The 14,702-nt window shown below is 66.1% G+C and carries 10 protein-coding genes; 9 read left to right on the forward strand and 1 reads right to left on the reverse strand.

The genetic code is table 11. From position 1 onward, the window contains the following. Nucleotides 1-7 precede the first annotated feature (7 nt). Both ACUTAF_RS11555 and ACUTAF_RS11560 read left to right on the forward strand, forming a co-directional pair. Nucleotides 8-826 carry an ion transporter gene (locus ACUTAF_RS11555; protein WP_445580087.1) on the forward strand — a complete coding sequence of 273 codons (819 nt, stop codon included), beginning with the start codon at nucleotides 8-10 and terminating at the stop codon, nucleotides 824-826. Between the two features lie 226 nt (nucleotides 827-1,052). Beyond that, nucleotides 1,053-1,889, forward strand: coding sequence for a metal-dependent hydrolase (locus ACUTAF_RS11560; protein WP_445580088.1), 837 nt, complete (start codon nucleotides 1,053-1,055; stop codon nucleotides 1,887-1,889). Between the two features lie 76 nt (nucleotides 1,890-1,965). Here the strand turns inward: ACUTAF_RS11560 and ACUTAF_RS11565 are convergent, their stop codons facing one another. Then, nucleotides 1,966-2,679: a DUF6901 family protein gene (locus ACUTAF_RS11565; protein ID WP_445580089.1), complete on the reverse strand. Its 714-nt coding sequence runs from the start codon at nucleotides 2,677-2,679 to the stop codon at nucleotides 1,966-1,968. A gap of 143 nt (nucleotides 2,680-2,822) precedes the next feature. Between ACUTAF_RS11565 and ACUTAF_RS11570 the strand changes: the two genes are divergently transcribed. The 7 genes from ACUTAF_RS11570 to ACUTAF_RS11600 are packed head-to-tail and all read left to right on the forward strand — an operon-like array spanning nucleotide 2,823 to nucleotide 14,702. Beyond that, entirely contained in the window at nucleotides 2,823-4,112 is a 1,290-nt protein-coding gene (locus ACUTAF_RS11570; RefSeq protein WP_445580090.1) for an ATP-binding protein, read from the forward strand. Further along, on the forward strand, nucleotides 4,105-5,460 hold the full coding sequence (locus ACUTAF_RS11575; RefSeq protein WP_445580091.1) for a response regulator c-di-GMP phosphodiesterase, NosR family: 1,356 nt from the start codon (nucleotides 4,105-4,107) through the stop codon (nucleotides 5,458-5,460). Before ACUTAF_RS11570 ends, ACUTAF_RS11575 begins: the two co-directional genes overlap by 8 nt. Then, nucleotides 5,457-5,993, forward strand: a complete 537-nt coding sequence (locus ACUTAF_RS11580; RefSeq protein WP_445580092.1) for a response regulator — start codon at nucleotides 5,457-5,459, stop codon at nucleotides 5,991-5,993. The genes ACUTAF_RS11575 and ACUTAF_RS11580 overlap by 4 nt, the downstream gene beginning before the upstream one ends. Further along, nucleotides 5,986-6,654, forward strand: a complete 669-nt coding sequence (locus tag ACUTAF_RS11585; RefSeq protein WP_445580093.1) for a GTP-binding protein — start codon at nucleotides 5,986-5,988, stop codon at nucleotides 6,652-6,654. Before ACUTAF_RS11580 ends, ACUTAF_RS11585 begins: the two co-directional genes overlap by 8 nt. Further along, nucleotides 6,647-7,783: a sensor histidine kinase gene (locus ACUTAF_RS11590; RefSeq protein WP_445580094.1), complete on the forward strand. Its 1,137-nt coding sequence runs from the start codon at nucleotides 6,647-6,649 to the stop codon at nucleotides 7,781-7,783. Before ACUTAF_RS11585 ends, ACUTAF_RS11590 begins: the two co-directional genes overlap by 8 nt. Before the next feature lie 10 nt (nucleotides 7,784-7,793). Then, a complete protein-coding gene (locus ACUTAF_RS11595) occupies nucleotides 7,794-10,034 on the forward strand; it encodes an ATPase, T2SS/T4P/T4SS family (protein ID WP_445580095.1) in 2,241 nt (746 codons plus the stop codon). Between the two features lie 3 nt (nucleotides 10,035-10,037). Then, the gene (locus tag ACUTAF_RS11600; RefSeq protein ID WP_445580096.1) at nucleotides 10,038-14,702 is read left to right on the forward strand and encodes a PAS domain S-box protein; all 4,665 of its coding nucleotides are present in this window, start codon (nucleotides 10,038-10,040) and stop codon (nucleotides 14,700-14,702) included.

Below are 14,702 nucleotides of genomic sequence, written 5' to 3' on the forward strand. Positions count from 1 at the left end.
AATCACCATGAACGAACTCGAACTGAACCAATCTTCCTCCGACTGGCGCCAGCGCCTGGGCCAACTGATGGACGGCGCTGCCGTGCAGCGCCTGGTCACCCTGCTGATCATCGTCAACGCCGTCATTCTCGGCCTGCAGACCTCGCCGGCGATCATGGCCGACTGGGGCCGGCCGCTGCTGACTCTGGACGCCATCATCCTCGCCTGCTTCGTCATCGAGCTGGCGTTGCGCTTCGCCGCCCGCGGCCCCGGCCTGCTGCGCGATCCCTGGGCGGTGTTCGACTGCCTGGTGGTGGGCATCGCTCTGGTGCCGGCCAGCGGCCCCTTCGCCGTGCTGCGCGCCCTGCGCGTGCTGCGGGTGCTGCGGCTGATCTCGATCAACCCGAGCATGCGCAAGGTGGTCCAGGCGCTGCTCGCCTCGCTGCCGGGCATGGGCAGCATCGTCATGCTGATGGGGCTGATCTTCTACGTCGCCGCGGTGATGGCCACCCAGCTGTTCGGCCAGAGCTTCCCCGAGTGGTTCGGCAGCATCGGCGCCAGTCTCTACACCCTGTTCCAGGTGATGACCCTGGAGAGCTGGTCGATGGGCATCGTGCGTCCGGTGATGGAGCAACACCCGCTGGCCTGGATGTTCTTCGTGCCCTACATCCTCATCGCCACCTTCATGATGCTCAACCTGTTCATCGCGGTGATCGTCAACGCCATGCAGAGTACCCACGAGCCCAGCGCCGGGGAGCTGGCCGCAGTGGCGCGCGAGCAGGCCATCCTCGACGAGCTGCGCGCGCTGCGCGGCGAGATCGCCGAACTGCGCCGCCAGAGCCGCTGACCCCGACGTTCGCCTCGACCAGGGCGGGTCAACCCCGCCCTACCCCCACCCTATCGTCCGACACGACCCGCCTTAAGTTGGCGGCGCCCGGCGCCGCCGCGTCCGATAGTTACATCGTTCAATGACACAGTTGGTCGGTTGAGGTTTACCGCCTGCAACCCCGAATGTCGTCACCCAGAGCCGCACAACAATCGGGAGCAGCGACTCCCGCCAGAGGACTCGAACGATGAATGCAAGCGCCACCCTGCCCCAGCCGAAATCCAGCTTCCCGGTTCGCCGCATGGACTTCAGCTTCGCCCGGACCGCCAAGTACTGGTTCTACGACGACCCCTTCATGAGCCAGTTCATGAACAACCTGTCGTCGCTGTTCCCTTACGGCGAGAAGTTCTTCGTCGATAGCGTGCGGGCGGTGCGCGACCAGGTCAGCGAACCGCAGCTGAAGAAGGACATCAGCGCCTTCATCGGCCAGGAGGCCATGCATTCCAAGGAGCACGCGGCCTACAACGACTATGCCAACGAGCACGGTATCGACCTGGAGCGCCTGGAGCTGCGGATCAAGGTGCTGCTGGAATGGGTGACCCGCTTCAGCACCAAGAAGCAGCGTCTGGCCGCCACCTGCGCACTGGAGCACTTCACCGCGACCATGGCCGAGCAGTTGCTCAAGCGCGAAGACCTCACCACCCAGATGAACGATCCCAAGCTTTACCAACTGTGGATGTGGCACGCCATCGAGGAGAACGAGCACAAGGCGGTCTGCTACGACGTGTACCAGAAGGTCTACGGTGGCTATTTCACCCGCACCCTGGTGATGCTGCTGACCACTGTGCTGTTCCTCGGCGTGATCGGCTGGTTCCAACTGCACCTGCTGCGCAAGGACGGCCAGCTGTTCAACTGGCGCAGCTGGGGCTTCGGCCTGAAGAAGCTGTTCGGCCCGCGCAACGGCTTCTTCACCAAGCTGATCGGCCCTTACCTGGACTACTACCGCCCGGGCTTCCACCCCATGGATCACGACACCCGGACGCTGGAAAACCGCTGGCGCGAGCGCCTCGGCTTCGCCAGCTGATGTCCCCCTGGGCGGCTCCGGCCGCCCTTTTTCGTTCACCTGCGCCGGGCCATCCGGCGAGTGAACGCACCGCCTTCTAGCGATCTTCGTCGTCGAAGTATTCCTGGAAGAACAGATCCAGTTCGCCCTCGTACTGATCCAGCGCGTACAGCGTATCGGCGGCCAGCAGGTCCAGCAGGATCAGGCCGTTCAGGCTGGAATCCTCCTCCGCCGCGGCGCGCAGGCGTCGGCTCATGCCCAGGTTGACCTGACGCAGGTTGCGATAGGTCGCGCGCAGGCCTTCCAGCGACCAGTCGCTGGACTGGCCGCGCTTGGCCCGCAGGAACTGCCCCAGCAGATAGGTGCCCAGGGCGCGGTAGAGCGTCTCGTCGGACGTACTGAACGGCAGGTGGAACCAGGCCATGGCCTTCATCATGCGGGTGTGCGGACACCCCGAGGTCGCTCCCAGGGCGCCGAGCAGCGAACCCAGGCCGCGTTGCAAGGTGGTGTGCTGGCGAATTTCCCGCCCCCGCCAGTGGACGATCACCTCCACCTCCTCGTACGACGTATGCCGCGACAGCATTTCCACGGGCTCCACCAGCGCCACGGCGAACGGGCAATGCGGCGCTTGCCCGGGCGAGAGCGGACAGTGTCCGCACTGATGGAACGCCAGGCCGGTCCAATCCGGAAGAGCCCGCGCCGGCCACTGCTCCGCGCCGACTGACAGGCTGACCTCGTGTTGCCAGCTGCGCCCGTCCGCGAAGCGGAACTCGTAGTGGATGAGCGCGTCGCGCTTCGACTCTGCAACCATGGTCTACCCTGACGAGCATTGAGATAGAGAGTGTATAGCTGATGGCAACGAGCTATCATTTGTCAAAATTGTGCCGCCAGTGTTCCATCGGATCGACATCCGAGCGTTAAGCCGGTCACCCGCGTCATTGGAGGAGTCATTGCATGGAAAACCGCCAGCCTCATCTGGCCTCTGCGCTCGTCGAGCACATCAGCGTCGGCATCATCATCCTCGACACGGCGCTGCATATCCAATACTGGAACGCGTTCATCGACCGCCACAGCGGAAAATCCCTGGCACAGGCCATTGGCCAGCCCTTCACCGAGACGTTCCCGGAGGCGGACACCCCCCGTCTGCGGCAGATCGTCGAGCAGGCGCGCAACACCGGCCGGCACATCTACACCCAGTGGCGTGACAATCCCACGCTGATCCGGCTGTCGTTCCAGCGCGCCGGGCAGAGCCCGCTGATACTGCAGAGCACCCTGCTCTTCCCGTTTCGGCCCTCACCCGAGGCGCCGCTGCATTTCGGCCTAGTGCTCTACAACACCACCGACCTGGCCAAGTCCAGCGACAAGCTGGAGGCCGCCATGCAGGCCTTGGGCGTCAAGCAGCTCGAACAGGAGCAATTGATCAAGAAGCTGGAGAAGGCCAACGACCAACTGCTGCAATCGGAAAAGCTCGCCGCCATCGGGCAACTGGCCGCCGGCGTCGCGCACGAGATCAACAACCCGATCGGCTACGTGTTCTCCAACCTGCAGACGCTCGCCGGCTACGTGCGCGACCTGCTGCGCATCGTCGATGCGGTGGAAGGCGCCGGCAGCCTGGACGATCTCCGCCAGCTCAAGCGCAGCCTGGAGTACGACTACATCCGCAGCGACATCGAGGCGCTGATCAGCGAATCGGAAGACGGCATCGACCGGGTCAAGAAGATCATCACCTCGCTCAAGGATTTCTCCCACATCGAGGAGGACGAGTTCCATCCGGCCGACCTGCATCGCGGCCTGAACACCACGCTCAACGTGGTCAACAACGAGCTCAAGTACAAGGCCGAGGTGGTCAAGGAATACGGCGAGCTCCCCGAGGTGGAATGCATTGCCTCGCAGATCAACCAGGTGGTCATGAACCTCTTGGTCAACGCCGCCCACGCCATCGAGCAGTTCGGCCGCATCACCCTGCGCACCGCGCACGAGGGCGACTGGGTCTGGATCGAGGTCGAAGACACCGGCAAGGGCATCGAGGCGCGCCTGCTCAACCGCATCTACGAGCCCTTCTTCACCACCAAGCCGGTCGGCAAGGGCACCGGCCTGGGGCTGTCGCTGTCCTACAGCATCGTGCAGAAACACCACGGACGTATCGAGGTCGACAGCGAACCGGGACGCGGTACGCGCTTCCGCGTCTGGCTGCCGCTGCGGCAACCTGCGCCAACCGGGGAGAGTCCAACGCCTCATGAATGAAGCCAGTCCAGCCATCCTCGCCACGTTGTTGCTGGTGGACGACGAGGAGAACATCCTCAACAGCCTGCGCCGCCTGCTGCGCAACCAGGGCTACGAGATTCTCACCGCCAGCGGCGGCGAGCAGGCGCTTGCCATGCTGGAGGAGTGTCCGGTCGACCTGGTGATCTCCGACGCGCGCATGCCCGGCATGGACGGCGCCACCCTGCTGGCCGAAGTGCAGCGGCGCTGGCCGGACTGCATGCGCATCCTGCTCACTGGCTACGCCGACATCGGCACCACCATCAAGGCGATCAACCAGGGGCAGATCTACCGCTACATCAGCAAACCCTGGGACGACGACGAGCTGCGCATGGTGATCCGCCAGGCGCTGGCGTTCCACACCTCCGAACGCGAGCGACTGCGCCTGGAACAACTCACCCGGGAGCAGAACCAGCGCCTGCAGGAACTCAACGCCACCCTGGAACAGCGGGTCGAGGCGCGCACCGCCGAGCTGCAGCAGACCGCCGACATGCTCGACCTGGCCTACGAGGAGCTGCGGCGCAGCTACGTGACCGCCACCGAGGTGTTCGCCAGCCTGCTCAACCAGCGCCTGCCGCGGGAAAAGCAGACCAATACCCAGGTCATCGCCCTGGTCCGCGCCTATGCCGAGCATTACCAGCTCGGCGAAAGTCAGGCGCGCGACCTGACCATGGCCGCCGCGCTGTACAACCTCGGCAAGCTGACCTGGGACGACCAGCTGCTGAGCAAGCCCTCGGACACCCTCTACAAGCAGGACCGCGAACGCTACCGGCAATACCCGGCCCAGGGCGAGAACCTGCTGATGACCCTGGAACCCTTGCAGGACGCGGCGCGCATCATCCGCCACCATCAGGAGCGCTGGGATGGCAGCGGCTTTCCCGACCGCCTGAAAGAGGACGCCATCCCCTTCGGCGCGCGGCTGCTCAAGCTGGCGGTGGACTTCATCGAACTGCAGCACGGCATCATCCTCGAACGCCGGCCGAACCGCGCCGAGGCCCTGCAACTGATCGACAAGTACGCCGGGCGTCTCTACGACCCGCAACTGAGCGAGCGATTCGTCAGGCTGTGCACCGAACTGGCGCCGGACATCACCCACGCCGACCCCAGCATCATCAGCCTGGACACCCGCCGCCTCGAGCCGGGCATGCTGCTCGCGCGCAACCTGCACGCCGAGAACGGCATGCTGCTGCTCAACGAGGGCAAGCAACTGACGCGCGCCCTGATCGACAAGCTGATCGCCTTCGAAGACACCGAAGGCGCGCGCTACACCCTGTTCGTGCGCCAACCTGAAGGCTTCGACGCCACCACCCCGCAGGAGACCGCCCAATGATCAAGATCCAACTGGTGGACGACGAACCCCACGTGCTCAGCGCCCTGCAACGCGTGCTGCGGCCGCACCGCTGGGACGTCCATGCCTTCGATGACGTGCAGGAGGCGCTGGAAGCCCTGACCCTGCACGACTACGCGGTGATCGTCTCCGACTACAAGATGCCGCACCTGGATGGCGTCACCTACCTGCAGTTCGCCAAGCAGCGCCAGCCCCACGCCATGCGCATGGTGCTCAGCGCCCATGGCGACCGCCAGTCGATGATGCAGGCGATCAACCAGGCGGAGATCTACCGCTTCCTCTCCAAGCCCTGGGAAGACTACGAGATCGAAACGGCGATCAAGGCCGCCATCGACCTCTACCAGTTGCGCCACGAGAACCAGCGCCTGCTGGAGCAGGTGCGTCGGCAGAAAGACGCCCTGCAGCGCCAGCAGGAGGAACTGCAGCGCCTGGAGCGGGAAAATCCGGGGTTGACACGGGTCATGCGCGACGAAGACGGCGCAGTACTGATCGACGAACAGGAAGACCATGGCTGAATACCTCGACAGCGAGCGCAAGCTCAGCCTCAAGGTGGTCTACTACGGTCCGGCGCTGAGCGGCAAGACCACCAACCTGATGCAGCTGCATACGCTGCTCGATCCCCAGCGCAAGGGCGAGTTGATGGTGCTCGAGACCCGCGACGACCGCACGCTGTTCTTCGACATGCTGCCGATCGGCCTGCGCGGCCAGGGCGGTCTCGACCTGCGCCTGAAGCTCTACACGGTGCCCGGCCAGGTGCAGCACGACAGCACGCGCAAGGCCGTGCTGTCGCGGGCCGACGGAGTGATCTTCGTCGCCGACTCGCAGCTCGCGCAGCAGGACAACAACGCCACCGCCTTCGACAATCTCGACGGCAACCTGCAGAAGCTCGGCATGGACATCGAGCGCCTGCCGCTTGTGGTGCAGTTCAACAAGCGCGACCTGCCGGACGCCATCGACGAGGCCACCCTGCAGGCGCGCTGGGCACAGACGCCCTGGGCCCCGCTGTCGCTGGCCAGCGCCCTGGCCGGCGAGGGCGTGGTGGAGAGCTTCCGCCAGCTGCTGCGCCGGCTCTACCCGGTGCTCGACCGCGATTACCAACTGGCCTGCCGGCACGGCATCGACGCCGAGGCCTTCGTCCGTCAACTGAGCGCGGCCCACGAGGCGCCCCATGCGTAGCTTCGACGACGACCCGCGCCTGACCGACCTGCTCTCCACCGATCAGGAAGAGCGCCTGTGCCAATTGATCGGCGATCTGGGCGGCGGCCGCATCAGCCTCGACGAACGGCACCGGGAAGGCGCCGAGCCACTGGAGTTCAACCTGGAGACCATCGGCTGGCTGCAGGGCGAGCTGCCCGCCGAACGCCTGCAGGCCGCGGTCCGGCTGGTGGAATTCGTGCTGCTGTTCGTCGCCAAGTACCGCCTGGCGGCCAACCTGCACAACGACACCACCGAGGCCAACTTCGCCGAACTGCAACGCCAGCACGCCGCCCTGCAAGCCTCGGAGGCGCGCTACAAGGCGCTGTCCGAGCAGTTGCAGGAGCGCGTCGAGGAGCAGGTCAAGGTGATCGAACAGGCCCAGCAGCAGCTCTACGAAACCGCCCGCCTGCGCGCCGTCGGCCAGCTCGCCGCCGGAGTCGCCCACGAGATCAACAACCCCATCGGCTTCATCACCAGCAACCTGCGGGTGGCCGGCGACTACCTCGACGAACTGGCGGAAAAGGTCCCTGGCGGGCATTCGGCCAGCCTGCTGCTCGACGACTTCCGCGCCCTGCTACGCGAGTCGCTCAGCGGCACCCAGCGCATCGCGCGGATCGTCGCCGACCTCAAGACCTTCTCCAACATCGATCAGACCGATTTCATCCCCTGCGACCTCAACGCCCTGCTCACCACCAGCTGCCACCTGCTCCAGGCGGAGAGCCAGCAGGCCATCGACATTCGCCTCGACCTCGCTCCACTGCCCGAGCTGGCCGGCTATCCGGCGAAGCTGTCGCAGGCCTTCTTCAACCTGCTGGACAACGCAGCCAAGGCGATCGATGCCGAGGGCGTCATCCGGGTCGGCAGCCGGCTGGCCGGCAAGGCGATCGAAGTGGTCATCGAGGACAACGGCACGGGCATCGCGGCGGATGCCCGGCAGCGGATCTTCGACCCCTTCTTCACCACCCGCGCGGTCGGTTCCGGCACCGGCCTGGGCCTGAGCGTGGCGCGCGACATCATGCGCGCCCACCAGGGCGAGATCCTGCTTCAGAGCCAGGTCGGCGCCGGCACCCGGGTCACCTTGCGCTTTCCCTGCCCGAACATGTCCTGAAGGAGCGTAAATGGCCAAGCGCTACGCTTCCCTGTTCGTCGGCGACAGCCCCGACGAGACGCCCGTCGAAACGCCGGCGGCGCCCTACAAGCTGCTGCTGGTGGACGACGAGCCCGGCATCCTCGCCGCCCTGCGCCGGGTCTTCCAGCGCGAGAACTACGAGCTGCACTTCGCCCGCAACGCCGGCGAAGCGTTGAAGATTCTAGAAGCCAAGCCGGTGGAGCTGATCATCAGCGATTTCATGATGCCGGGCATGAACGGCTCCGAGCTGCTCAGCCAGGTACGCGAACGCTGGCCGGACACCATCCGCATCATGCTCACCGGCCACGCCAACACCGATGCGGTGCTGGGTTCGATCAAGGACGGCGCCGTCTACCGCTTCATCCTCAAGCCGTGGAACGACGATGACCTGCGCCTGACCATCGCCCTGGCCCTGGAACAGTACGAGCTGATGCGGCGCAACCGCGCCCTGGAACAGCAGAACAAGAAGCAGCACCGCGACCTGGAGACCCTGGCCAAGCTCAGCGTCACCAACCGCAGCCAGCTGGCCATCCTGCTGCACAAGAAGGGCCTGCTCAACGCCCAGCAGATCCAGCAGCTGCACAAGGAAGTGCAGACGCACAAGACTTCGGTGCTGCGCCAGTTGATGCTGCACGACTGGGTATCGTTGCAGAAGATTCACCAGCTGCTGCGCGAAGACATGATGTTCGAGGAGATCGACCTGCGCGAGTTCCAGGTCGATGCGCCGCTGCTGGCGCTGATTCCCCAGGCCGTGTGCACGCGCCAGCTGGTACTGCCGCTGCGGGTGGTGGGCAAGCGCCTGCGCCTGGCCATGGCCGACCCGATGGACATGGGCCTGATCGAAGAGCTCGGCTTCATGTCCGGCTACAGCATCCACCCGCTGCTCTGTGACGTCGGGCAGATGCAGGACAAGCTCCGGGAAATCTTCGGTGACAGCGGCCCGCAACTGGACGACCTCGCCACCGTGGTCGGCAGCAGCGACCCCTACGAAGGCATCGAGATCGTCCTCGACGACGACGAGGCGCCGGAAAGCCTGGAGCAGTTGCTCGGCAGCTCCGAGGAGCCGCCGGCGATCCGCCTGGTCAACGCGATCATCCTCGAGGCCCTGCGCCTGGGCGCCAGCGACATCCACATCCACCCGCGGACCAAGAACGTCAGCGTGCGCTACCGCATCGACGGCGTGCTGCAGGACAAGATCCAGATCCCCAGCAACCTGCTGATGTCAGTGGTCTCGCGGATCAAGGTGATGGCCGAGCTGGACATCACCGAACGGCGCCGCCCGCAGGATGGCCGCATCACCGTGAAGACACCGATGCGCATCGTCGACCTGCGCATCTCCACCCTGCCCACCATCAACGGCGAGAAGATCGTCATGCGCGTGCTGGAGCGCCAGTCGGCGGCGCAATCGCTGGAAGACCTGGGCCTGTCGCCGCACAACCTGCGCCGGCTGCTCTACGTGGTCAGCAAGCCACAGGGCATCATCCTCGCCACCGGGCCCACCGGCAGCGGCAAGACCACCACCCTCTATGCCCTGCTGCAACACGAGGCGTCCCCGGAAAAGAACTACGTCACCATCGAGGACCCGGTGGAGTTCCACGTCGACCTCGCCGGCCAGGTGCCGGTGCGCGAACGCATCGGCCTGAGCTTCGCCAGCATCCTGCGCGCCATCCTGCGCCAGGATCCGGACGTGATCCTGCTCGGCGAGATCCGCGACGAGGAGACCGCCGACGTCGCCTTCCATGCCGCGCTGACCGGCCACCTGGTGTTCTCCACCCTGCACACCAACTCGGCGGCGGCCACCGTCGCCCGCCTGCTCGACCTGGGCCTGAAGCCCTACGTGCTGGCCTCGGCCCTGGAGGCGATCATCGCCCAGCGCCTGGTGCGGCGCATCTGCCGTCACTGCCGGGAAGAGGTCCCGGCGCCGGTGGCCCTGCTGGAACGCCTGGGGCCGAACTTCCTCGCGCCGGATCTGCGCTTCTACCGCGGCCGTGGCTGCGACCAGTGCCACCAGGGCTACAAGGGACGCATCGGCATCCATGAAGTGCTGACCATGAACGACGCCCTGCGCGACGCCATCACCCAGGGCGCCAGCGCCACCCAGTTGCAGGCCATCGCCCGCGAACAGGGCATGGCCAGCCTGCTCGACGACGCCCACGACAAGCTCCAGCAGGGCCTGATCACCGCCGAGGAAGTCCTGCGCCTGCTCGGCCCCCAGGATTTCCAGGGCTGATCGATGAAAGCACGCCACCTGATCGTCCAGGCCTACCTGCACTGTCTCGCCTTCGCTCTCATCGCCATGGGCGTGATCAGCCTGGTCGGCTACCTGCAGATCGAGCACCCGACCCGCCACGCCACCGTCCTGCTGCCGGACAGCGCCCTGGTGTCGCTGCTGCTGGGTCTGGTCCTGCTCGCCAGCGCACGCGCCCTGCGCCCGCTGAACCTGATCCTGGCCGCGCCGCTGCTGGCGCTGGCGCTCTACTCGCTGGCGCACAACCACCTCGCCGGCGGCGCCGACCTGGGCACCTCGCTGGTCACCGGCTTCCTGCGCGTGCGCAGTTCACTGGCGCTGATCGCGCTGTGCATCACCCTGGCCTTCCTGGGCAGCGCCGGCGGCACGCCCGGCCGGCTACTGTGCCGCGGCATCGGGCTGGTCATCATCCTCGTCGGCCTGCTGTCGCAGCTGGCGATCTGGCTGCCGGGGCTGGACGTGGCCCGCCTCGGCTTCAAGCCCGGTACCGCCAGCGTCGCCAATCTGTTCTCGATCCTGCTCGGCATCGCCGCACTGCTGCTACCCGACCTGCCCGCCCGGCGCGAGCGCCTGCTGGACCGGCCGAGCCTGGCGGCCGGCGTGATCGGCGCCCTGCTGACGTGCCTGAGCTGGTACCTGCTGAGCCTGCAGAGCATCGAATCGCTGACCCGCCAGAGCGACCTGCTGCTGTCGAAGGCACGCCTGGGGATCGAGCGCAGCCTGGGAGACCATGTAGCGCTGATCCAGCGGCTGGTGGAGCGGCGCCAGGTGATCGGCACCCTGCCCGCCGATCGCCTCTGGGAACAGGAGGCCGACAGCTATCTGCGCGACTTCTCCAGCATCCGCCTGATCAGCGTGCTCGACAGCCGGCTCGAACCCCGCCTCATACGCATGCGCGATGCCTCGGCACGGCACTGGCTCGAGCATTTCCTCGAAGATCAGGCGCATCGCGACTGGCTGACCAACGCCCAGCGCGGCTCGACGCCGGACATGAGCCATGTCGAGCGCTTCGACGGCTCGCCTTCGACGGTGGTCATCATGCCCCTGCACCTGCCCGACGACGGCGGCGTGCTGATCGCCGGGCTGGACCTCCGCGACCTGCTGGCCAACATCCTCGGCGGCGACCAGAGCGGCTTCATCATCCGCGTCTACGAGGCGGACCAGCTGGTGCTCGACTCGCACCGCGGGCGCCCGCAGCGCTTCGCCACCGAAGTGGGCGAGCTGGATGCCCGGCTCGAGCACGGCATGACCTGGCGCCTGGTCAGCTACCTTGGCGATTCGCAGCAACAGGCGTCCATGGTGTTCCTGCCCACCCTGGTGATGCTTTTCGGCCTCGGTTTCACCTTCTTCCTGATGGTCAGTCAAGGCCTGGTGCGCCTGACCACCGAGCGCAACGAGCGCCTGCGCCATAGCAACCAGGAACTGGAGCAAAGCCTGCAGCGCCAGGCCAGCCTGCAGGCGCTGAACCAGCGCATCATGACCTTCTCCATGGACGTGCTCTGCTCGCTGGACGAACAGGGCCGCTTCACCCAGCTCAGTCCTTCCAGCACGACGGTATTCGGCTATTCGCCGCAGGAACTGATCGGCCATGCCTACCTGGACTACATCGTGCCCGAGGAGCGCGAGCGGACCCAGGCCGAGGTCCGCGCCATCATCGACGGCAGCAGCGACCAGCCGATCCGCAACCGTCTGCTGCGCAAGGACGGTCGCATCGTCCACCTGCTCTGGTCGGCCGACTGGTCGGCGAACGACCGCACCCTGTTCGCCGTCGCCCACGACATCACCCGCCTGGTGCACAACGAAGCCTACGCCGAGGACCAGCGCGACATCCTCGGCATGATCTCCACCAACCAGGGCCTGGCGAACATTCTCCAGGCCATCTGCCAGATGGCCGAGGCCCAGGACTCCGGCGCGCTCTGCGCGCTGCAGCTGATGGACCGGGAACGGCGCACCCTGTTGCTGGGCGCCGCGCCCAGCCTGCCCGAGGCCTATCGGCGAAGCCACGAGAGCCTGCCCAGCGCCGCCGTCGACAACCCCTACGCCAGCGCCGCGGCCAGTCGCCAGCTGATCCTGATCGAGGACTTCGCCCACGAGCCGCGCTGGCCGGAGCAGCACAACCGGCTCCGGCAGCACGGCCTGCGCGCCTGCTGGGTGATGCCGCTGCTGTCCCACCACGGCGAGGTGCTCGGTACCTTTTCCATCCATCACCGAGCCCCCTGCGGGCCCGACTCGGATCAACTGCAGCTGATGGCCACCGCGGCGCAACTCGCCGCCATCGCCATCGAGCGCGAACATGACCAGCAACGCCTGCAGGAGAGCGAGGAGCGCTACCGCTCGCTGTTCACCTTCAACCCGGACCCGGTGTTCTCCTTCGACCTCGACGGCAACTTCCAGAGCATGAACGAGGCCGGCTGCCAGCTCACCGGCTACCGCGAGGAAGACCTCATCGGCCAGGACTTCTCGCTGCTGGCCATGGCCGAGGAAATGCCCCGGGTGCACAACTACTTCCATTGCGCGCGCAAAGGCGAAGCGCAGCGCTACGAGGTGAAATGCCGTACCGCAAGCGGCGAGTTGCTGGAACTCTACGTCACCAATCTGCCGATGGTGGTCAAGGAGCGCATCGTCGGCGTGCATGGCGTCGCCAAGAATATCGGCGAGCGCAACCGGATGAACCGCGCCCTGCACAAGGCGCTGATGCACTCCGAACGCCAGGCCGAACTGCTGCGCTGCCTGAGCCAGACCGCGGTGAACATGAGCGGCATCCTCGACACCCAGGCCCTGCTCGATTACCTGGCCGAGCAGATGCGCCTGCTGATCGCCGCCCACCTGTCGATCATCCACCTGGAAGCGGATAGCGGCATGCGCACCCAGCAGACCAGCGCCATCTCGCTGTCCGACAAGTACGCCGAATGGACGGGCAGCCGGCCACGCTTCGAAGTCGGCGGCCTGTACGCCCTGATCGGCGAAAGCCAGCAGCCGCAGATCATGACCCAGACGGAAGTCGACGCTTACCAGCAGTGGTACGACGGCGACGAGGAAAAATTCCTGCCGCTACGCGGCAACCTGAGCGTGCCGCTGAAAAATCCCGCGGGGAAGAAACTGGGGTGGCTGCTGCTGTCGGACAAGTACGCCGGCGAGTTCGATCAGGACGACCTGGCGATCGCCCAGCAATTCGCCCAGATGACCATGACCATGCTGGAGAACAATCGCCTGATGCGCGAGGTGCTGGCCGGCGAGCAGCGCCTGCAGACCCAACTGGAATTCACCTCGGCGATCACCGACAGCATCGTCGAGGGCTTGATCGCCACCGATGCCCAGGGCCTGCTGACCTTCGTCAACCCGGCGGCGGCCAGGCTGATCGGCCGGCCCGTCGAGGCGCTGCCGGGCGAACCGCTGGACCGCCAGCTGCCGCTGCCCGTCGCCGAGTGGAGCCGGTGTGGCGAACACGAGCTGCACGGTGAATTCCGCCTGCGTAACGAGCTGGGCGAGGAACTGTACCTGGCCTACGACAGCGCGCCGCTGCAGGGCAGCCGCGGACCGAACGGCTGGGTGGTAGCGTTTCGCGACGTCAGCGCCCAGCGCCGCGCCAGCCAGGCCATGCGCGAGCGCGACCAGTTCTTCACCCTGTCGCTGGACATGTTCTGCCTGATCAGCCTCCAGGGCCATTTCATCCAGGTCAATCCTGCCTTCGTCACGGTGCTCGGCTACCCGGCCGAGCGCCTGATCGACCAGCCCTATCTCGAGCTGATCCACGGCGAAGACCGGCCTCTGATCGAGGCCGCCGTGCGCCGCCTGCAGGAAGGCCAGCTGGTGCAGGATCTGGAGGCCCGCGTCAGCGACAGCCAGGGCCGGCTGCGCTGGCTGCAGCTCAGTGCGGCACTGGGCGAGGACCAGGTGATCTACTGTGCGGCCCACGACGTCACCCAGCGCAAGGCGGACGAACAGGCCCTGCAGGACACCCTGCGCGAGCTGGAACGCAGCAACCGCGAGCTGCAAGAGTTCGCCTTCGTCGCCTCCCACGACCTACAGGAACCGCTGCGCAAGATCCAGGCCTTTTCCGAGCGACTGGAGAGCCAGGCGCAGTCCCTCAGCGAGGAAGGCCGCGACTACCTGCAGCGCATGAGGCTGGCGGCCGAACGCATGCAGTCGCTGATCCGCGACCTGCTGGCCTACTCGCGGGTCACCACCCGCGGCCAACCGTTCGTTACCGTGGAACTGGAGCAGATACTCGACGGCGTGCTGCAGGACATGGAGACCAGCCTGGAAAGCAGCGGCGCCGAGATCCTGCGCTCGCCGCTGCCTGCGTTGCAGGGCGACCCGACCCAGCTGCGCCAGCTGCTGCAGAACCTACTGAGCAATGCGGTCAAGTTCCACCAGCAGAACCAAGCACCGCGCGTGCGTATCTATGTTGAAAGACAAGCGCCCGGGCAATGGACACTCTGCATCGAGGACAACGGCATCGGCTTCGAGGAGAAATACCTGGACCGCATCTTCAACCCGTTCCAGCGCCTGCACGGCCGCCAGGCCTATCCCGGCACCGGCATCGGCCTGGCCATCGTCAAGAAGATCGTCGAGCGCCACGGCGCCAGCATCAGCGCCAGCAGCCGACCCGGCCAGGGCACCACCTTCAGAATCAGCTTCAGAACCTAA

The sequence above is a fragment of the Pseudomonas sp. SP16.1 genome (assembly GCF_052682975.1).